This window comes from Pseudomonas sp. KK18, from assembly GCF_037094675.1.
GTDB lineage: Bacteria > Pseudomonadota > Gammaproteobacteria > Pseudomonadales > Pseudomonadaceae > Aquipseudomonas.
This window is the reverse complement of sequence record NZ_CP146605.1, coordinates 2,506,179-2,524,988: the sequence shown is the minus strand read 5'-3', so window position 1 is coordinate 2,524,988 and position 18,810 is coordinate 2,506,179. Positions and strand designations below refer to the sequence as shown.

Here is an 18,810-nt window from a genome sequence, read left to right as displayed (position 1 = left end):
TCTGCTCTCCTCAAGCGGCGTTATGTTGGGATTGGGCCATACGTTCAGCGGTGGCCAGCGCCGCGGAGGTCATGATGTCGAGGTTTCCGGCATACGCCGGCAGGTAGTGAGCAGCGCCTTCGACCTCCAGGAATATGGAGGTTTTGAGACCGCTGAACTGCCCCAATCCTGGAATCGTCAGCGGAGCGTCTTCAGGAACAACCTCGAATTGAACCTTCTGCTTCAGGCGATAACCAGGAACGTATGCCTGAACCGCCTGAGCCATTTCCTCGATGGAAGCTGCGACCCGACCTTGATCAGCAGCCTCGGACAATACAAACACCGTGTCGCGCATCATCAGCGGTGGTTCGGCGGGGTTCATCACGATGATTGCCTTTCCTTTACGAGCGCCACCAATGACCTCGATAGCCCTGGAGGTCGTTTCCGTGAATTCATCAATGTTCGCGCGGGTGCCAGGCCCGGCTGACTTGCTCGCAATGGAGGCGACAATTTCCGCGTAGTGCACCTTGGCGACCCGCGAGACTGCTGCCACCATGGGAATGGTGGCTTGCCCGCCACAAGTCACCATGTTCACGTTCAACTGCGCCAGGTTCTGCTCCAGGTTGACAACAGGCACGCAGTAGGGGCCGATCGCCGCAGGCGTCAGGTCGATCAAGCGTATGCCGGGATTCAATGCATGCAGGAAGGCGTCATTTTTGACGTGCGCACCGGCTGACGTCGCATCGAAAACGAAGTCGATGTCGGCAAACTCAGGCATGCGTGAAAGCCCCTCTACCCCTTGGTGGGTGACCGCAACGCCCATGCGCTGAGCCCGTGCCAAACCATCCGAAGCAGGGTCAATGCCCACCATCACCGCCATCTCAAGGTGTTGTGCATTGCGAAGAATCTTGATCATCAAGTCGGTGCCGATATTGCCGGAACCAATGATGGCGACCTTGGATTTACGTTTAGCTGGCATGGGAAAGTGCTCCTCTGGCTTCTTCGAGCAAGATGACCGCCCTGTCGGGCCGATCGGCGTGCAGACGCGCGACCTGATCGGCCCTCAGAGTCAGTGATTGGCGTTGATTGATGTAACCTTTGTCGGTGATCTCACCGGCTTCGAGGTCTGCCGGGGTGTCAAGAATGATGAGTCGATTGACATGTTGAGAGGAGGCAGGACTTTCTTGCGCCAGGCGCACGAGCCCTGCCAACAGAACTTCACGTACCAGAATCGAGGCCGCTAGCTCATCGGCAGACATCGCATGGCCACGCTCTCCTGCAAGCGCTCGCAGGGCCGGCGCTGCAAACAACAGGACACCAATGGCATCTCCATCATGGCCGGTGATGACGCAGTCTTGAGCGTAAGGCGACAACGCGCTCAGAACCCGCAGGCGCAATGTGCCTACCGATACCCAAGTACCGCTGGTGAGCTTGAAGTCTTCGGTAACACGCCCGTCGAACCGGATGCCTTTTTCTGGCGCAGCAGGATCGATCAATGCCCCCGCATCGCCGATACGGTAATAACCTTCTTCGTCGAAAGCCTGCGCGGTGAGCTCAGCACTGTCTCGGTATTGCTTGAAGACCGATTCCCCACGCACGCGCATTTCCAGCTTATCTGCGCTGGGCACGAACTTGATCTCGACCCCGGGCACCGGCAAACCGATATTGCCGGACATCTCGATGGGATAGTGCACGCTGGTCAGTACAGGTGAAGTTTCTGTGGAGCCCCATTCTGATGCGAAGAACAAAGGAGAGACTCGAACCTGGGCGGCAACTGCTTTCAAACGTTGCCACACGCTCGCCGGCAACGCTGCGCCAGCGTAGAAAACCATATCCAGGCGCTCGAAGAAGGCTTGCGCCAGATCCGCGTCAGCCTCCAGGTGGGGAAGCATGACCTCGTACCCCTTCGGTACGTTGAAGAAAAGCGTCGGTTTGACTGTTCGAATGTTTTCGAGCGTGCGCTCAATCGACCCCGGCATTGGCCTTCCGTCGTCGATATAAAGGGCTCCCCCATTGCGCAGTACCAAGTTGAAGTTATGGTTTCCTCCAAACACATGGCTCCATGGCAACCAATCCAGGATCACGATTTCACTGCGCTCCAAGAACTTCCAGCACTGCGCAATCGCTTGCTGATTGGCGCAGAGCATGCGGTGGGTGGTAACAACAACCTTTGGCACGCCGGTGGAGCCTGATGTCAGCAGGTAGCGTGCATGATGATCAGGCCCCAAACGTCCAAATGCAGCCATGACATCGGGCGTCTCATTTCTTGCCAGTAACGTTTCCAGAGCGATGGCGCCCTGCACTTGATTTGCATGACGGCCCACGATGACGGGGCATGCCAGTTGTGTCAGGGACAGGGCTCTGGCATAGCGTTGACCATCGGTGACGAAAACTGCCCCTGGTTTCAGGGCGCCCAGGATTGCGCCCAACTTTGCGCAATCACCTGCAGACTGGGAATACGCGACCGAAATGGTCGATACGGGTATACCCACGTGCATGGCGGCCAACGATAACAAGGCGTGGTCGATGTCATTCTCGGACAGCACCACCAGGGGCGAACCGCCTGGCAGATCAAGCTCGAGCAATCCTTGAGCCAGTTTTCCAACTTTCAGGCGAGCGTCGGCATAGGAGAGACGATGCCAGACGCCCTCCCGGCGCTCGGCCAGGAAGGTATGATCAGGTCGTACCACAGCCCAATGCTCGAGCCACTCACCGACACAGCGTGCGTAAGGTTGCAGGGCTACGGGCGAGCGCAGAACGAAGCCGCCATCGGCGCGCTCCTCAAATTCCACGCGCGCGGGGGCCAATAGCTGGCCATTGAATAGGTCAGTCACGTTTACAGCCTCCTGAGCGCCTAACTGCGGCGCTTCATTGTTCTTGTTGTTGCTTCAGGTGCTGCTCGCCGCACTCAAGGCGAGCTGGAATCAGATCGTTGCAAGGGCTATACGAATTGGCAGCTGACCTCGCCCAGGCGAGTCAACCGCAGGTGCAGGCGATCGCCCGCGCTAACAGGCACCATCGGGCCCAAGGCGCCAGAGAGGAGTACGTCACCCGCCAGCAAAGGTCTTCCTGCTCTAGCCATGTTGCGGGCCAACCAGAGGCAAGCATCCAACGGGTTGCCCAAACAGGCTGCACCCACGCCCATCGATACCTGGTCGCCGTTTTTACTCAAGGTCATCCCTTCAAGGCTCAAATCAAGGTCGGCCAGGGGCACCGGGTGTTTGCCCAGGACGTACAATCCGCTGGAGGCATTGTCCGCGACGGTATCCACGATGGTAATTTTCCAGTCTTCAATGGCCGAGTCGACGATTTCCAGCGCAGGCAGCACGTAGTCAACGGCACTTAGCAGCTCAGCCAAAGTCGTGTCGGTCGCACGCAGATCACGCTTGAGGACGAAAGCGATTTCACCTTCAGCTTTGGGCTGAATCAGTCGACTGTGATCTATCTGGCCGCCGTCGACGACCTCCATATCCGCGAACAACATGCCAAAATCGGGCTGATCAACACCCAGTTGCTGTTGCACGGCTGCCGACGTTAAACCAACCTTGCGCCCGGACAAGCGTCGGCCAGCCTGCAACGCCCGCTCAGTGTTGAACTCCTGCACCGCGTATGCATCTTCCACGGTATGGATATCAAAACGCTCGGAAATCCTTCCAACAGGCACACCGGTTTCTCGCGACGAGTGCAAGGCATTCGCTGCGTCTTTCAATCGTTCGGTTATTTGGCTCATGCGTGGGCTCCAAGGCAATCAAGAGGATGGGCGATTGGGTGGTCCAGGCTGGCGCGGTAACCCGCTTCAAGCTCCATGACCAGCTGTCGAGCAGTCATCGGGCGCTTGACCTGACCCACGCCGTGCCCGGCTGACCAGACATCTTTCCAGGCCTTGTTCGCGCTCGCGATGTTCCCGGAAAAGTCGATAGCGCCGACCTGGTGAGTCGTAGGGTCGATCTGGGCTTTATCCAAGGAAGGCTTCATCCAGTTCGCCAGCACTCCGCTCACGGCTTTGGTAGGCACCAAATCGTCCATGGAGCACTGAGCAAGCATGTCTCGGTAATCATCGCTGACAAGGCTTTCGGTCGTGGCAATGAAGCGAGTGCCTACCACGGCGAAATCAGCACCCATTACCTGCGCAGCATGGACATCGCGGCCTGTGGAAATAGCACCCGCCAGGCCCAGTGGGCCATCCCAGAATTCGCGCACTTCGGCGATGAAGGCGAAAGGGTTGTAGTGCCCCGTATGGCCGCCGGCGCCATTGCAAACCAGAATCAGCCCATCAACGCCTGCGTCAACTGCCTTGCGAGCCATGGCCGGGGTGATGACATCAGAGATGACTTGCCCACCGTAGCCGTGGACGGTGTCGGTGACACGCTTGGGGCTTCCCAGTGCGGTTGAGACAATCGGCGGCTGAAAGCGGCGAACCAGTTCAAGCTCCGCAGGGTAACGATCGTAGGTGCTATGCACGATCATATTGAACAGCCAAGGCGCCAACTCGACCCCCTCCTCCTCTGCCGCCTTGAAATCCTCACAGGCACCTAGCAACCAGGATTCGAGAACTTCAATCGTTCGCGCATTGGGTGCCGGAAGACTACCGATCACACCTGCACGACAGCAGGCCTTCAACAAATCGGGCCCCGAAACCAGGAACATCGGGGCCGCCATCACGGGAATGCGCAGGCTATTGAGCAGCGCAGTCAAACGTGCAGGTGTAGTGGCACCAGCAGGTAAATTCTTCAGGCTCATCGGCCAGCCTCATTGTTGTAGTTATTGGACGTATTGCACACGCAGCCACGATCACGCTTGGGTTCTAACCTCCCAACCACCGTCGCTATGAATAATGTTCGCGGTGGTCTGGCTCGCGTTTCGTCGCGACGCCAGCAGCACATAGTGCCCCGTATGATCCTCAGGCTCGGCGATGGACTTCAGAGGCACCGCATGAGCTGCAGCTTGCTCGAAGCCGGGGATCTGATTGAGCGGGGTACTGCGCTTATTCAACCCATCCAGGCTTTTCATTGCGGTATTCGTCGCACCGGGCGCAACGCCATTGACGCGAATGTCAGGCGCCAGCTCATATGCCAACTGGCGAATCATGCCCACCAGCGCATGCTTGGCCGTCACGTAGAGAATGCCGCCGCCACCTGCATAAAAGGCGCTGTTGGACAGCGTGAAAATCATGCTTCCACGACTTTCTCTTAGCGCGTCGATGCAGCAACGTGCGCCCAGCAGATAGCCCTGCACGTTGATTGCGAAAAGCTTTTGAAACGACTCTTCAAAAGACTCAGGAGCAATCCGCTCCAGGCGCGTGAAGTAATCGAACACAGCAGCGTTACCGACAAAGGTGTCGAGCTTGCCGAATGCCTCAAGCGTTGCTGCAACGGCTGCCTGGTTATCGATCGCTTTCGATACGTCGCCGCGGACGGTGATGATGCTGTCGCCTAGCTCATCCTGGAGGGCTGAGAGCTGACCTGCATCACGCGCCATGACCGCCACGCGCGCGCCCTCCTCCACGTACCGTCTAACGATTGCGCTACCGATCCCTCCGGTACCGCCCGTGACGAGCGCGACCTGCCCTTCGAGCCAACCCATATTCGTCTCCTAGAGAAAGGTGTTGATGTTTTTGCAGAGCAGCATCGCGTTCGGAATCAGGATCTTGCGCTTGAGCAATTTCAGCCCATCTGCCTCCTGACGCAACACGTCCTCCCTGCGGCCGACCAATTGAGCTGACTCATTCAGGCCTCGACTGCGCACATTCATGAAGCATGAATACGCCAGATAGTCGCCAGGCTCCTCACCCGCAAATACCTCGATATTGCTGATGAGGTGCACGTTGCGGGTGGGTGGATTTTCAGCCCACGCTGAGGGTTGCTTGAACCGCGCGACTCGGCGTTTCAAGTCACGCAAGCTGTCATCGAAGTACGCCATGTGTTCCAGCGTATAAGGGCCGGACTTGTCCTCACGGCGGCGATTTTCAATGCCGGGCATCCAATAATGGATGGCTTCAGACACGGTCAGTAGCCAGTCGTCCCAGCGCTCATCATCCAGCAGGCGGGCTTCGCGAAGCAGAAACGCCTGAACCTGGCGCGCCTCGTCCACCGTTACGTTGCGTTCGTTAGTCAGTTCCATGCTCATCACTTCCTCAGCGCATCGTGCCATTGCGGTCGGGCACATCCGCCCAGGTCGGCGCCTGCAGCAGGTCTTTCCAGCGCTGGTAGAACGCACGCGCGTTGCACTCGTTCAACTGTCCCTTGAACACATTGCCGGGCAGTTCAGTGTCATCAAGGCGGGTGTGCATCCCTAGACCGACATAGAGATCCTGGTAGCGAGTCACCATGCCGCGACTGGTCTTGGTGCAGTATTCCCAGTTCTCCCCGTCGTCCATTTCAAATACGCCGGTCGGGGAAAACGTCATCATTGCGCCACGGCGCCACTTCTCTTTGATGTCCTCGGGTGCGCTCTTGTTGACGATCACCCAGGTGTAGAGCTCGATTTTGTCGGGACCACGGGGGTGCCACACCCGTACCGTGTTTTGCCCTGGCAGGAACGAGAAATTCGGGAAGACCGTGAAGGATGAGACGGAGCCGATAAGCTTGGAGCGAAACTCACCCAGGCGCTCGGCAACCTTAGGGCGCAGAACGTGGAGGTATTTGTTGATATCCCTTTCGCCCAGTGTCGCTGCATTGCCAACCACGTCAGTGGCAAACTCGTAGCCGTGGCCGTTCCAGTTGACCGAATATGACTCGGGGAGCTCACCCACATTGAGTACTGGCCCACCCAGCATCGCTTTCGCAGCAGAGTCGTGGGTCCAGCCGCCGTGAAGGATGTCTCCGACAAAGTTCTCAGCGGCGATTTTCCAGTTGCACTCGATGGTCGAGCGGATACATCCGCCCGAAAACTCGCTGCCCCCCTCATCCATGTCGAGCATGACGTCCAGGTACCAGGTCATTGGCCCCAGGTATTCTTCAAGGGATGGAGCATCAGCACCGAAGGTGGCGAAGACCAACCCTTTATAGGAGGCTACCCGGGCCTGCCGCAGGCCATGCTCAGTCTTGTCGAAGCCACTTTCCTCGTAGCATTTTGACTCATGCATGCCCATCAGCCGGCCGCCGTCGGCGCCAAATGACCAGCCGTGATAGTTGCAAATAAAGCCGCGGGCATTGCCGGCTTCTGCGAAGCAGACCTTGTTGCCGCGATGCGGGCAGGCATTGAGCATGACCTTGATGGACTTGTCCTTCTGACGCACAACCAGGACTTCGTCTTCGCCCATCGTGGTCGTCAGGTAATCACCGGACTTGGGAAGCTGGGATTCGTGGGCCACGAACAACCAGCAGCGAGCGAAGACCTTTTCAAGCTCTTGCTCGTAGATGTCCTTGTCCCAGAAAATCTTGCCGGACATGCGGCCGCTTTCCATGTCACAAATTCGATCCAGATTACGCAAGGGTTCGCTGGCCTCGATGGGCCTAAGCTTGATGATTTCCGTCATGGGAGCCTCACGGTTTTTCTTATTGGGGGTTACCGCACTTCAGACAGGGCTGTCTGCAATGGCTTCGGCCTCGACCGACTCGCTTGCCGTGTCGGCATACACGCCGCCATCGGTGACAATCACCCGGTAGGTACGCAGGTGCCGTTCGCAAGGAAACGTCACTGCCTGCCCCGTACGAATGTCAAACTGCCCCCAATGCACTGGACAGGTGATGAGTTCATCCTCGATGTCACCCTCAGCCAGGGATGCGGTGGCGTGGGTACACATGTCTGCGGTGGCGTAGAACGTGCCGTCCAGGTTGTAAACACAAATGTCCCCGACCTGATCATTGACCACCTTCTTCTTGCAGCCTGGCGCTAGCTCATCGCGTTGACACAGCAACACTTCACTCATGTCGGGCACTCCCACTATGCAGTTGCACAAAGCCCAGCCCGGTTACCCATTCAGGAACAGGCTCGTAGGCCAATACCTCACCATGCGCATTAGGTACCGCCGCCAAGGCGCAGGCGAAGTTGCGGATTTCCATAGCGCCATTACCCGCGCGCTCAATGATTTCTTCATCTGTGTAGGCCGTCAGGGCGGCGACGTCGCCTTCGACGCCCAAGGCCAGAATTTCCCGGTCAAAGTCTTCTGATACCTGCCCCATCTGCGCAGTCCCGACCCAATGGCTGATGCCGCCGCTACCGATAATGACTACGCGCTCATTGGCATCGAATGACGCTACTGCATCCTGTATCTGGCGGCCGAGTTGCGCCGCTCGAGGCAGCGAGATATACGGGTCGGCGCCACAGGCCAGATACACGGGTACACATGGCAGTGTGCGCCCGAGCATCTTTTCGGCGGGTTGGACAACCAGTTGCTGAGGAATGGAAAACGAGTGATCGACGGTGAAACTGCGGGCGACCGTCCAGTCTATTCCTTGGGTTTCAGCCTCTGCGACAATGTGCTCCGCCAGCGCGCAATGGTTGCTGACGGGCGCTCGGGTCAGCCCAGGAAGGCTCTCGACTGGCCCGTCCAGATCGCCTGTCCCGATGACATATTTGGGCAAGCAGTGAGGGCCGAACAAAATGAAATGATCGCAGCCGACAATGATGACGCTGGTGGGCTCAAGCTCGACCAGTCGCTGTGCACAGAGGTCGAACGCCCCCCAGATCTTTTCTCTGACCGATTCGCTAGGCGCATCAGGCGCCACGAACATTACCGGGTCATGCGGCATCCAGAAGCCGCCAACTATTTTGCCCATGGCTCAGTCAACCTTTAAGCGCAGCGCTGAACGCCGCGATGTGTTCTTCGGTAGCGCCCAGACAACGCTTGTAGGTGGCCATGTCGCGATCAGGCGCCAGTTCCTGCCAGAAGCCCATCGTGAGCATCGGGTTGACGCCCAGGCGCTGCAGACCGGCAACATCAAAACCCAGCACCATCTGCTTGTGCTCGTCGCTCAGGCTGAAGCGCGATAGGAAGCGATTTGCATCGCAGCGAAAGCGCTCCTTGGCCGACCGATCAACAGACAGTTGCCACAGCACCCTTTCCAGTACATTACGGCTCATGGCATTACTCGCTCAGGAAATGACGCACCAGCGATACGAAGCGGGTCGACTGCTCGCTTTGCACCCAATGCCCGCATCGCCCGAACAAATGCAGGTCAGCATTCGGGACACTATTGGCAATCAGCAGACCGCACGAAGGTGGCACGACTCGATCTTCTCGGCCGTGGACGACTAAGGTCGGTGCGACGATTTTGGTAAGCGCGGTAGCGGGAAAACCTTTAACGATGGTGTCGCCTTGCTCGGCAGGTGCGGGAAGCAGTTTGCGCAGCCCTTCCTGAGCGCCAGGACGAGCACTGGCCTGGTAGCGGCTCTGGACGAGTTGATCGGTGATCAATGCTGGATCGTAGGGGAACAGCTCCATCAGGGAGCGCATGTTCTCCAGCGAAGGCTCGTAAGTATAGGCACCACGTAGCCCTGGCGTTTGCAGAAACTCGCCTGCTGGTGTCCCCAGCAAGACCAGCTTTTCAACACGATCAGGTGCGAAGATCGCAAGCCCGATTGCCACCGCACCGCCGAAGGAATTGCCAATAAACGAGGCCTTCTGGATATCCAGGGCATCCATGACGGCAACGATGTGGTTGACCCATAGCTTGATGTCGTACTTCAAGCCTTCCTGGTAAGGCGTAAAGCCGAAGCCAGCGATATCCGGAACTATGACGCGCCACGAATCCTCGAACGCAGGCATGCTTTTGGCCCAATTGCTCCAGCCCGAAACACCCGGGCCTGATCCGTGAAGCAGGAACAGAGGCTTGCCTGCGCCTGACTCGTGATAATGGGTGGCATGCCCTGCAGCCAGCAGCGTCTTACCTTGACCTTCCATGACGACCTCCGCGATTCTTGTTTTTGTGGACATACAGTTTCGTATGTCCATGCTAGGCAGTAGGTTCGCGGTCGTCAATACAGTTCTGCATGGTAACAAGGCTTTGTTTCTATAGATTGATACTTTCCAGGTCTGAATAAATTTACATGCAGACCTGTATGTAGGAGGCTCGCAGTGCTTGGCATGCGCTGCCGCTGCTGCGCGGCTGAGCAGATGGCGTTAGAATCAGGATTTGAAGCCGCTTGCGGCATGAATATTTCATACCCACTCTAGAGTTAAGGCTTTTCACCTATGGCATCTCGCCCTAATCTGAACCGCGAGGACTGGATTCACGCGGCCCAGCAGGTCTTGAGCAAAAGCGGCGTCGATGCCGTGCGGGTCGACACTCTGGCCAAAGAGCTGCAGATCACTCGAGGCAGCTTCTATCACCACTTCAGCAACCGAGAGGAGTTGCTCCAGGGCATCCTTTCAAGCTGGCGAGCCCGGGCCACCGAGGATGTGATCATGCATCTGCGCACCGCCCAGACATCGGCAGAACAACAGATCAGGCGTCTACTGGAACTGCCCTATCATGGTCACGCCGCCCAAGAGGCAGCTGCGATCGAACTGGGGATTAGGGCCTGGGCACGCGCTGATCGTCATGCACGTCAGGCTATCGATGAAGTTGACAAGCACCGTTTGAGCTACATCGAGGGACTGTTGATACTGCTTGAAGTCGATGAAACCCAGGCGCGCGACCGGGCATTCCTCATCTACTCCTACCAACTGGGACTGTCGCTACTGTCCGACGACAGTAGCCCTGCCAACCGGTTGGAGCGTACCACCCGGATGGCAGGAATGCTGATACCGTGATCAACACCTTACGCGCGCGGTGTATTACCAAAGCGCCAAGGTGTAGTCGATATTGACCCGCAACTCATTGTCGTCACGAAAGCTCGCCGTTGGCGCGAAGTCATTGCGATACCATGCGTGGCGAACCCGGAAGGTCACGTCCTTGAAGGTTCCAGACTGCACCACATAGGAAAACTCAATATCCTTCTCGCTTTCGGTGAGCCCACCTCCGCCCAGCCGCACCGGTAGATCAATGTCACTGCCGTGCAGGTAACGCGCCATCCCTTTCAGACCAGGTATCCCAGAAGCGGCAAAATCGTAGTCATAGCGCGTTTGCCAGCTTCGCTCATGAGCGTTGAGAAAATCCGCACTGAGCGCGCCTTCGCTGATGACCAAAGGCTCGGTTCCCGCCAGATAAGGCATGGCCGTTGAGCCACTAAGCTGCATGAACCCAGCCCCAAGCCTATGAGGACCATGGATGTAACTGAACATCACACCCAAGTTACGGTTGTCGACCTTTCCTGCATTGGCCGCTCCAGCCTCGTCACTGACAAAATAGCGAAAATCTGTCTTGAGCTTGTCTTGGCCCATCAGCAGAACATGCTCGAAGCCGTAGTAGTTTTTCTTGTACACATCCTGCAATTCAGCGTGGTAATACTTGAGCACAAGGGCTGGCGACCACTGGTAGTCCCCACCCACGAATTCAAACTGATCCGAGGTGGCGGCTCCGTTGAAGCGGCCATTCGGGGAGGCCACTGACATCTTTTGGTAATTGGTGGAGTCGCGCTGATTCATACGATCAAGCCACCCCAGGTGGAAGGTAAAGTTCTCAAGATCCTTTGACCGCAAATACGCGCCACGGAATGTCTGGGGCAACAGCCGCGTGGGGCTTGCGAAGGCCACCGGCAGCAGCGTGGAAATCGTGCCGGCCTGAAGTTCCGTCCTGGAAATCTTGACCTTGGCCGTCAGTCCCAGCTTGGAATATTCGTCCGCCGGTTCATGCGCATTCATGCTGTAGGGAAGCAAGCCGGTGCCGTAGCGATCCGGGGATGAGTCAAGCTTGACCCCGAGTAGACCTTGAGCATTCAACCCAAAACCGACAGGGCCGTTAGTGAATCCTGAGGAGAAATTCAGGATGAAACCTTGCGCCCATTCTCTTGCCGCCGATTGCACAGACGCCCCCTTGTAGTCACGGTCGAAGTAGTAGTTGCGCAATGTCAGGTTGGCACTGCTGTCATCGATGAATCCAGCGGCCTGAACGGCTTGAGGGAGGCTGATCCACACGCAGGCTGCTAAGCCCGCTCCGGTAAGACGGTACATTGAGGCCATACGGAGTTCCTGAAAATTATTCTTGTTTTTGGGTTTGGCGTGGGCAAACCTGCACAACACCTACCATACACATTCGTATGTGTATCTATAGATTTCAAGAACGCGCTTAGGCTGTCAATGGCAAATTTTTATGGGTTGGTCGCAGTAATGCCGGACAGGTATGGATATGCACATAAAGATGCAGTCGTGCATGTTGGAATGGGAAAATTGCATGGCGCGAGGGCCGGGAGGATGAACCTGCCGCCATGAGGTCAGTCAGGCGGGCGGGCGGCACTCCCGGCACACCCTAGGCCAATTCAACGTTAGATGCCGTTGGGCTCATGGCAGCCCCTCCAAGGCTGCCATCGATCCTGTTCACCGCGACCTGCGCCAGCCAACGTGGGTCAGTTGAGTGGACGCTAGCCATGGACGAAGGCGTACGGGTCAGCCTGGCCGTACCCGCAATCGCTTTCACCTGGGTTTACTTGCAGACGTAGCTCGTCGCATCGTTCGTCGAGCCAACGCCGCTATACTGCGCCGCTTTGGGGTAAGCACACAGAGGGCGCGTCTGACCTGGGAAGCTACTGCCTGTCGCGATTATTGAGTCCGGGGCTTTCCCGTGCTCAACCCAATTCACAACAGTAGTAAGCGGATCGAAGTTATCAAGTGCAGGCCCCCCGCCGCAGTGGTTCATCCCTGGCACCATGAATAGACGCGCGTAGGTTTGCGTTGCCTTTCCTTCTGACACTTGATCAGCAGCCTGAAGCCGCTCATACCAGTGTGTGAGGTCGATCGGCGTAAACACCGGATCGCTCCAGCCGGTAAACATCAGAAGCTTTCCACCCTTAGCTTCAAACGTACGGAAATCCAACCCAGTTGGGTTGTTCAAATTGGCCATCGGCGCAACGTCCGCTCGCATTTTTGAATAGTCCATGGGCTTGAATTTCTGCGAGGCGATCGGTGGGTAATTGAAATAGCGAGTGAGCACCGCGTCACTCATATCTGCCATGGGCGTCTGTGCATTGCCTTGAGCATCCACTCCTCCAAGACGCCATTCTCGGTAACCCTCGCCAATTACACCGGCGTCGTAGGGCCAACTCCCGACGATCGAGTTCCCCGCATTATCCCGCGGCCCTGCAAATGCTTCCTTGAGGACGTCAACTTTTTGCTGGCTTAGGCACTGATCCGATGCGGACGACCTGCACTTAAGTACAGAGGGATCAAAGTGACACTGCTCCTGGTTGAAGATAAGCCCATCCTTGACACCGTCCATGCCATCGCAGGCTTTTAGGACAGCATCGCTGACAAGTTTCAGTTCTTGAGGGCTAAATGCCTTGGTCGTGACGGGAATACCGTTCGGCCCAATAGGGGAAACCTTAGCGAATGTGGCTAGGCCGTGATGAGAGAGCATTGACGCATCACTGAGGTTAAACGCGGGATCTCCCGCGACTATCCCGTCGAATTGTGTTGGGTAACGCTGAGCCGCGATCATCGCCTCGCGGCCGCCATTTGAGCACCCCATGAAATAGCTTTTATCAGGGGCTCGCAGATAAAATTTGGCGATTATCAACTTTGCAGTGGTCGTTACCTGCCCTACTGCCCCGAATGCGAAATTAAGCCTTGCTTGCTGGTCTGCGGCGAAATCTGCACCCTGACCTTCGTGACCGCCGTCCATGGATACAACGGCGAACCCACGCTCCAACGCTGATCTGGCTGCAGACCCATTAACAACGATCTGGCCCAGGGCCGGCGCGACCGATCCGTCCAGGCCGCCTCCGCCTTGAAACAATAAGCGATGATCCCAAGAAAGAGGCAAGCGCATTTCGAAATTGGTCGCGTAGGGTTTTCCGTCAGCTCCGAGGTAGGCGTCTATTTTGCCTTGGACGAGGCAGTGCGCTGGAAAAATCGATGCCCCACTGTCTGCACTCCCGGTCAAAGCGGCGTTTCCACTGCTTTGCTGAGGGCCACGCGGCACAACTTGAGCAGTCACGATTTTCAGATGCTCGTCGGACAACCCCTTCAATGCGGAACACTGAGTTGCACCTGCAACAACGGGGCTAGCATACGCAGGCACGGAGGCAACGCCGCAGATGGCCAGTGCCAGAGCCAGAGCGGTAGCCGCCCTAGTTGCAATACTCATTTACAATCCTTTTTCAGTTGCTCGCATCAGTTAATTACACCAGCAATAGCTAGCCAACTTTGAAATATAATATGATTGATGCGTCGACTCCAATACCTGGACTGATTGAATCAATACTTCATAGGCATGAGTCTGGAGCTTGCAATCTTTTGCTATTCGCGATTGGCATTTGCCGGGGCTTCAACATGCGCAAAGGTGCGCCTGGACGCGACGTGTCGATTTGCGTGATGCCCCCGATGATGGGGCCGGGCAAAGCGCTGCCGAGGCCGGCAGCGCATGGTTTTCCGAGGGATCAGATACGTTTGAAGAGCGCCGAGCGCTGGCTGGTATCACCACCGTCGGCGGCGCTGTAGAAACGCTCCATGAAAATATCGCGCTCGAACAGCCGTCCCTGCATCAGGCACGTGACGGCGGCGTCGATCATCGGCGGCGGCCCGCACAGATACGCCTTGTTGGCACTGAAGCGACCGTCGAAATGCTGCTTCGCGGCGTCATGCACAAAGCCCTTGAACCCTGTCCATTCAGGATCCTCCACCGCCTGACTGAGGGCCGGTACATAGGTGAAACTGGCGTGGTCCCGGGCCAGTGCCTCGAACAGTTCGCGGTTGTACAGTTCTGCACGGTTGCGCGCGCCTTGGAACAACACGATTTGGCGAGTATCACCGGCCTGTAACAGGGTTAGAATCATCGATTGCGGGCTCGACAATCCAGAGCCGCCGGCGATGAATATCAGGTCCCCGGGCTGAGAGGTGCGCACGAAGAACTGGCCGTAGGGGCCGGACAGTTCCACTGCATCGCCCACCTTCAAACCATCGTGGATCATGCCGGTGACCCGCCCGCCGTCGACCAGGCGTACGTGCAATTCGACTTCATCGGGGCGGCTCGGTGGATTGGCTAGCGAGAAGGCCCGCGTGCCTTCAACACCGGGCAGTTGCAGGTTGATGTATTGCCCGGCCTGGAATGCCATCGGTCGATCAAGCTTGAGGTGCACGCCCTTGATGGTCGGCGACAGATCCACCAAAGCGCTGACTACCGCCAGGTAGTCTTCGACGGGATGGCCAAGGAAATCCGCGTCCGCGTCGATATCGGCCTCGATCACCAAGTCGCTCTGCGGAATCGCACAGCACGCCAGGACCTTGCCTTCCCCGCGTTCGATATCCATCAGCGCAAAGGGCGAGGCCGCGCCAAGATCCACCTCGCCTTCCAGCACCTGAACCTTGCAGGTGGCGCAGGTGCCATGGCCGCAGGCAAATGGCAACCAGACGCCCTGGCGCAATGCAGCCTGAAGGATCGTCTGGCCTTCTTCCACCTCGATTTGCTCGCCCGTGGGTTCGATGGTTACTTGGTAGCTCATGGCGTTCTCCTCAGTTGGAACTGCCGGCAATGCCGTTCAAGCCAGGGGTGTTGAGGTGCAACAGACTCTTGTGGTCGATGCCGTTGGCGATCAGGCTCGCACTGTTGTCCGGGGTGAATGGCCGATCGTTGACGCGCCACAGCACTTGACTGAAGTTGATCCGCGCTGCATCCGGGTGCTGGGCAATCGCGGTCTTGACCACCTGCTCGATGAAATCACCGAACAGCATCGTCGGTGGCAGCGGGAAGGTCAGAGGAGCACAGAACATCAGGTGTTTTTCCCAGCACAGGTACACCAGTTGCAGGCCACGGAAATTTTCCTGGCGGTCTAGGGGTTGGGCGTCATAGGCGCCTATGGCAGTCACGGGCATGATAGTTTCCCTTATTGTTGTGGGTCTGGGGGGAAGCAAGCCCGCAGGCTTGCTTCGGCACGCAAAGTCAGTGCTCAACCGGTCTTGCGCAAGTCCGGGTCAACCGCAGAGGCCGGCACACTATTGCGGTCGTTCGGGTGCCAGTCCTGCCAGCGTCGATGTTCGGCGGAACCGAAGTATTCGCAGTTATCCTCGCCGGGGTTGATGTTGTAGTAGTCGCGTACCACCGACTCGACATCATCGCCACCGCAATTCCCCTGCAGGATCTGGTGCACCGGTAGCCATGCCTGGATGTACTTGGCCGGCTCGTACGCGAAGATGTCGCAGCAGCCCGGGGAGCAGAAGTGATAACGCTCGCCTTCGTGCTCGGTGGCGCGATGGCTAAGGGTGGTCTGGTCATCCGGCTCGCCGAACGACAGCGGGATCTGGCAGATCTGGCAGAGCATCGGCAGGGTCGGGTTGTAGAAGCGCTCGCCCTTCTCTTGCAGTGCACGCCAGTGCTCGAAGCGCGGGCGATAGATCTTGTCGAAAGTGTCGGGATATTTGGATGACAGCCAGTCCAGCTCTTCGTCGGTCGGCATCCAGGTGTGGAAGTTGGTTGCCTGGCTGTATTGGTAAAAGATCGACCAGGCCTGATGGCTGACGTGATCCTTGCCGATCTTGGCCTCCTCGACGTGCTTGGGCGCACGGATGCCGTAGCGCTCCAGATCCTTGAACAGCGCACCGCCGGCCTCTTCGAAATACACACTCCAGGCTTCAGACCACGACATGACCTTATTGGGCAGCATGTAGTCCATCATCATCCCCACCAGGGTCAGCAGACGGTAGCCGCGCCAGAACCACTTGTCGATCCAGCGCTGGATGATCGGCACGTTGTCTTCGTGCTGTTCGAGCAGGAACTTGATTACCTCAAGGCCCAGGGTCATGTGGCGGGCTTCGTCGGACTGCGCGGAGAAGCCGAAGGTCACCGTGGCCATGTCGCCGTTGAACGCCGCTCCCGACATGAACGGCACGAACAGCAGGTTGGTGAGGACGTACTCGAACGAAAACGAAATCGCCGTGAGGAACTCGAACGGGCCGGCCGTGCGTGCGTCCTCGAAGAACGACTTGGGCACCGAGAGGAACCACAGTCGGTCATGCATATGGGAAAAATCATGCAGGCCGTTGAAGTGTTTGTTGTAGTGACTCATGGCGTGGATCTGGGTCTGCACGTGACGCAGTTCATCGATGGCTTGCATCTGGCAAGCGATCCGCGCACCGGCGCCGCTGAATTGCCGGCCGACCCGGGCAAAGCCTTGATAGGCCTGGTATTCCAACGGCGTGATGCCCGTCAGGAACAGCTTCAGCGCATTGACGTAACGGGCATCGGAGAGCGTGGTATGGCCGTTGTTCTGCGAGAACGCATCGAAGATCGCGTAGAGCTTTTTCTCTTTCTCGGCCTGGTATTTCCAGTAACTGTCCATGGTCAGGCGGAACGGGTCTTCCCACTTGTCCCAGTCGGTGATCTTGATGCCCTCGAAGCGCTCATGCGGGTAGATATCCTCGTGGGTCTGGTAGCTGGGCTCCCAGTCCAGGTCACGGGTCATGCAGCGATATTTCTCTTTGGCATTAAGGCGTTTTTTCATAGCCATGATGGCACTCCCGAATTCTTGTTATGCATCGAACAATCAATGGCGGCTGGCGGTCAGTTGCTCCAGTGCAGGGAGAAGCTGTCGTCCTCTTCCACCACGTTGCCGCCCAGGGTGATCACGTACATCAGCATTTCCTGAATATCCCAGTGGCTGCCGGTGATCAGCTCCACCGTATCGCGGCGGATATCCAGGCGGCCCTGGGCTTCGATACGGATCATCGAGGGCTGATGCTGGATCTCGGCATGGGGGTTGTCCTGAACAATGGCACCGACGATCGAGCGCGCGTAATCGGTGTCTTGCAGGTTGATGTACACGAGGGACGTCATACGTTGGCTCCTGTCAGGCCGATTTTTTTCAAGCGCGCGGCGAACTCAGTGCAAACGGCATCCAGTGCCGACTCATCGAGACCCCAGGCAGTCAAGGGTTGCAGCGCCTCGACCGAGCGCTGGCTCCAGTGATCGATCCAGCCCTGCACGAGGTCCTTGTTGGCCGCGCTTTCAATGATCACCGTCTTGAGCATCGCATCGACCCAGCGCTGGCTTTCGGCAAACCACAGGCGCATGAACTCGGTCAGCATGCCGACTTGGCCCGCGCCGTTGGCCGACAGTTGCTCGTCAAGCTTGTGGAACAGCAGCGGGTACACCAGGCCGTCGCTGACCAGGTTCTGCGCCACGGTCAATTCGAACCAGTCACGCACCACCAGGGTGTCCTCGACGTAGCGGCGCATGCCCTGCCAAACCGGATCACTCAGCCACTGCTGTTTGGCCTGAGCCAGCAACAACACGTCGCCGTCATCGAGCATCAGGCCGATTCGCGACAGGTACTGGGCGATGCCCAGGCGGTCTACGGCATGGAACATATGCATCTGGGTGACGCTGGTACCAAAGCCGTCGGCGGCAATATTGCTGTTGTTCATGTTGGCGCCCATCTCGGCGTGGCGCAGCGGCAACAACAGCTTGCTGATCAGCTGAATATTGGCGCCGGACAGACCGGCGAGCATGTCGCGCTTTTCGCAGAAGGCGTAATCGTGCTCGGCATTTTCCTGCATCTTGGCCCGGGCCTGCACATAAGCGCCGTAGTAGTACTGGCGTGGGTCGCTGACCGCGTACCAGTCGGCCATGACCACTGCGGTACGGGTGGCATCGTTGAGCAGTTTGTCCGGCTGCCACAATGGCCGGTAATGAAAGTTGGTCGCCGATTCCAGGTCGAAACTGGCTTCTTGATAACGACTGGCAACCTTGTCGCCAAACCGGCGACGGGTGTGGCTGAAGGTGTTGCGTAGGGTCTGGGCGGTAGTCGTCTTGATTTCAACGCTCATGGGCGTGCGTCCTGTCATTGTTGTTATAGGGGGCG

At 57.6% G+C, this 18,810-nt stretch carries 19 protein-coding genes; 1 reads left to right on the top strand and 18 read right to left on the bottom strand.

The genetic code is table 11. From position 1 onward, the window contains the following. Positions 1 to 10: 10 nt before the first annotated feature. From V6607_RS11620 to V6607_RS11570, 11 genes are all read right to left on the bottom strand, one after another. A complete protein-coding gene (locus V6607_RS11620) occupies positions 11 to 958 on the bottom strand; it encodes an acetaldehyde dehydrogenase (acetylating) (protein ID WP_338743894.1) in 948 nt (315 codons plus the stop codon). Beyond that, positions 948 to 2,813, bottom strand: coding sequence for a feruloyl-CoA synthase (locus V6607_RS11615; protein WP_338743893.1), 1,866 nt, complete (start codon positions 2,811 to 2,813; stop codon positions 948 to 950). The genes V6607_RS11620 and V6607_RS11615 overlap by 11 nt, the downstream gene beginning before the upstream one ends. Before the next feature lie 107 nt (positions 2,814 to 2,920). Further along, the gene (locus V6607_RS11610; protein WP_338743892.1) at positions 2,921 to 3,709 is read right to left on the bottom strand and encodes a fumarylacetoacetate hydrolase family protein; all 789 of its coding nucleotides are present in this window, start codon (positions 3,707 to 3,709) and stop codon (positions 2,921 to 2,923) included. Continuing rightward, complete coding sequence (locus V6607_RS11605) at positions 3,706 to 4,719, bottom strand: nitronate monooxygenase (protein WP_338743891.1); 1,014 nt, start codon at positions 4,717 to 4,719, stop codon at positions 3,706 to 3,708. Before V6607_RS11605 ends, V6607_RS11610 begins: the two co-directional genes overlap by 4 nt. A gap of 51 nt (positions 4,720 to 4,770) precedes the next feature. After that, on the bottom strand, positions 4,771 to 5,562 hold the full coding sequence (gene hcaB, locus V6607_RS11600) for a 3-(cis-5,6-dihydroxycyclohexa-1,3-dien-1-yl)propanoate dehydrogenase (RefSeq protein WP_338743889.1): 792 nt from the start codon (positions 5,560 to 5,562) through the stop codon (positions 4,771 to 4,773). A gap of 9 nt (positions 5,563 to 5,571) precedes the next feature. Next, a complete protein-coding gene (locus V6607_RS11595) occupies positions 5,572 to 6,099 on the bottom strand; it encodes a 3-phenylpropionate/cinnamic acid dioxygenase subunit beta (RefSeq protein WP_338743888.1) in 528 nt (175 codons plus the stop codon). Between the two features lie 13 nt (positions 6,100 to 6,112). Next, positions 6,113 to 7,456 (bottom strand): aromatic ring-hydroxylating dioxygenase subunit alpha, encoded by a 1,344-nt coding sequence (locus tag V6607_RS11590; protein ID WP_338743887.1) that lies wholly within the window; start codon positions 7,454 to 7,456, stop codon positions 6,113 to 6,115. Positions 7,457 to 7,495: 39 nt separating this feature from the next. Beyond that, the gene (locus tag V6607_RS11585; protein WP_338743886.1) at positions 7,496 to 7,849 is read right to left on the bottom strand and encodes a non-heme iron oxygenase ferredoxin subunit; all 354 of its coding nucleotides are present in this window, start codon (positions 7,847 to 7,849) and stop codon (positions 7,496 to 7,498) included. Further along, positions 7,842 to 8,699, bottom strand: a complete 858-nt coding sequence (locus tag V6607_RS11580) for a protocatechuate 3,4-dioxygenase (protein ID WP_338743885.1) — start codon at positions 8,697 to 8,699, stop codon at positions 7,842 to 7,844. The genes V6607_RS11585 and V6607_RS11580 overlap by 8 nt, the downstream gene beginning before the upstream one ends. Positions 8,700 to 8,706: 7 nt before the next feature. Further along, a complete protein-coding gene (locus V6607_RS11575; protein ID WP_338743884.1) occupies positions 8,707 to 9,003 on the bottom strand; it encodes an extradiol ring-cleavage dioxygenase in 297 nt (98 codons plus the stop codon). Between the two features lie 4 nt (positions 9,004 to 9,007). Continuing rightward, the gene (locus tag V6607_RS11570; protein WP_338743883.1) at positions 9,008 to 9,823 is read right to left on the bottom strand and encodes an alpha/beta hydrolase; all 816 of its coding nucleotides are present in this window, start codon (positions 9,821 to 9,823) and stop codon (positions 9,008 to 9,010) included. A gap of 291 nt (positions 9,824 to 10,114) precedes the next feature. Between V6607_RS11570 and V6607_RS11565 the strand changes: the two genes are divergently transcribed. Next, positions 10,115 to 10,675 (top strand): TetR/AcrR family transcriptional regulator, encoded by a 561-nt coding sequence (locus tag V6607_RS11565; protein WP_338743882.1) that lies wholly within the window; start codon positions 10,115 to 10,117, stop codon positions 10,673 to 10,675. A 24-nt stretch (positions 10,676 to 10,699) separates the two neighbouring features. On the opposite strand, the gene V6607_RS11560 is transcribed toward V6607_RS11565, so the two are convergent. The 7 genes from V6607_RS11560 to V6607_RS11530 form a co-directional block, all read right to left on the bottom strand. Further along, positions 10,700 to 11,983 carry an OprD family porin gene (locus V6607_RS11560; protein ID WP_338743880.1) on the bottom strand — a complete coding sequence of 428 codons (1,284 nt, stop codon included), beginning with the start codon at positions 11,981 to 11,983 and terminating at the stop codon, positions 10,700 to 10,702. Between the two features lie 460 nt (positions 11,984 to 12,443). Next, positions 12,444 to 14,102, bottom strand: a complete 1,659-nt coding sequence (locus V6607_RS11555) for a tannase/feruloyl esterase family alpha/beta hydrolase (protein ID WP_338743879.1) — start codon at positions 14,100 to 14,102, stop codon at positions 12,444 to 12,446. A 292-nt stretch (positions 14,103 to 14,394) separates the two neighbouring features. After that, entirely contained in the window at positions 14,395 to 15,456 is a 1,062-nt protein-coding gene (locus V6607_RS11550) for a phenol 2-monooxygenase domain-containing protein (protein ID WP_338743877.1), read from the bottom strand. A 10-nt stretch (positions 15,457 to 15,466) separates the two neighbouring features. Then, a complete protein-coding gene (locus V6607_RS11545) occupies positions 15,467 to 15,826 on the bottom strand; it encodes a phenol hydroxylase subunit P4 (RefSeq protein WP_338743876.1) in 360 nt (119 codons plus the stop codon). A 74-nt stretch (positions 15,827 to 15,900) separates the two neighbouring features. Beyond that, entirely contained in the window at positions 15,901 to 17,457 is a 1,557-nt protein-coding gene (locus tag V6607_RS11540; RefSeq protein ID WP_338743875.1) for an aromatic/alkene/methane monooxygenase hydroxylase/oxygenase subunit alpha, read from the bottom strand. Positions 17,458 to 17,510: 53 nt separating this feature from the next. Continuing rightward, a complete protein-coding gene (locus tag V6607_RS11535; protein WP_338743873.1) occupies positions 17,511 to 17,783 on the bottom strand; it encodes an MmoB/DmpM family protein in 273 nt (90 codons plus the stop codon). Next, entirely contained in the window at positions 17,780 to 18,775 is a 996-nt protein-coding gene (locus V6607_RS11530) for an aromatic/alkene monooxygenase hydroxylase subunit beta (protein ID WP_338743872.1), read from the bottom strand. The genes V6607_RS11535 and V6607_RS11530 overlap by 4 nt, the downstream gene beginning before the upstream one ends. Positions 18,776 to 18,810: the final 35 nt, after the last annotated feature.

Coding starts and splice junctions, on each gene's coding strand:
- V6607_RS11590 (WP_338743887.1), bottom strand. CDS start 7,456: ATGACGGAAATCATCAAGCTTAGGCCCATCGAGGCCAGCGAACCCTTG.
- V6607_RS11565 (WP_338743882.1), top strand. CDS start 10,115: ATGGCATCTCGCCCTAATCTGAACCGCGAGGACTGGATTCACGCGGCC.
- V6607_RS11550 (WP_338743877.1), bottom strand. CDS start 15,456: ATGAGCTACCAAGTAACCATCGAACCCACGGGCGAGCAAATCGAGGTG.
- V6607_RS11585 (WP_338743886.1), bottom strand. CDS start 7,849: ATGAGTGAAGTGTTGCTGTGTCAACGCGATGAGCTAGCGCCAGGCTGC.
- V6607_RS11575 (WP_338743884.1), bottom strand. CDS start 9,003: ATGAGCCGTAATGTACTGGAAAGGGTGCTGTGGCAACTGTCTGTTGAT.
- V6607_RS11605 (WP_338743891.1), bottom strand. CDS start 4,719: ATGAGCCTGAAGAATTTACCTGCTGGTGCCACTACACCTGCACGTTTG.
- hcaB (WP_338743889.1), bottom strand. CDS start 5,562: ATGGGTTGGCTCGAAGGGCAGGTCGCGCTCGTCACGGGCGGTACCGGA.
- V6607_RS11570 (WP_338743883.1), bottom strand. CDS start 9,823: ATGGAAGGTCAAGGTAAGACGCTGCTGGCTGCAGGGCATGCCACCCAT.
- V6607_RS11540 (WP_338743875.1), bottom strand. CDS start 17,457: ATGGCTATGAAAAAACGCCTTAATGCCAAAGAGAAATATCGCTGCATG.
- V6607_RS11560 (WP_338743880.1), bottom strand. CDS start 11,983: ATGGCCTCAATGTACCGTCTTACCGGAGCGGGCTTAGCAGCCTGCGTG.
- V6607_RS11555 (WP_338743879.1), bottom strand. CDS start 14,102: ATGAGTATTGCAACTAGGGCGGCTACCGCTCTGGCTCTGGCACTGGCC.
- V6607_RS11580 (WP_338743885.1), bottom strand. CDS start 8,699: ATGGGCAAAATAGTTGGCGGCTTCTGGATGCCGCATGACCCGGTAATG.
- V6607_RS11620 (WP_338743894.1), bottom strand. CDS start 958: ATGCCAGCTAAACGTAAATCCAAGGTCGCCATCATTGGTTCCGGCAAT.
- V6607_RS11595 (WP_338743888.1), bottom strand. CDS start 6,099: ATGGAACTGACTAACGAACGCAACGTAACGGTGGACGAGGCGCGCCAG.
- V6607_RS11530 (WP_338743872.1), bottom strand. CDS start 18,775: ATGAGCGTTGAAATCAAGACGACTACCGCCCAGACCCTACGCAACACC.
- V6607_RS11610 (WP_338743892.1), bottom strand. CDS start 3,709: ATGAGCCAAATAACCGAACGATTGAAAGACGCAGCGAATGCCTTGCAC.
- V6607_RS11545 (WP_338743876.1), bottom strand. CDS start 15,826: ATGCCCGTGACTGCCATAGGCGCCTATGACGCCCAACCCCTAGACCGC.
- V6607_RS11535 (WP_338743873.1), bottom strand. CDS start 17,783: ATGACGTCCCTCGTGTACATCAACCTGCAAGACACCGATTACGCGCGC.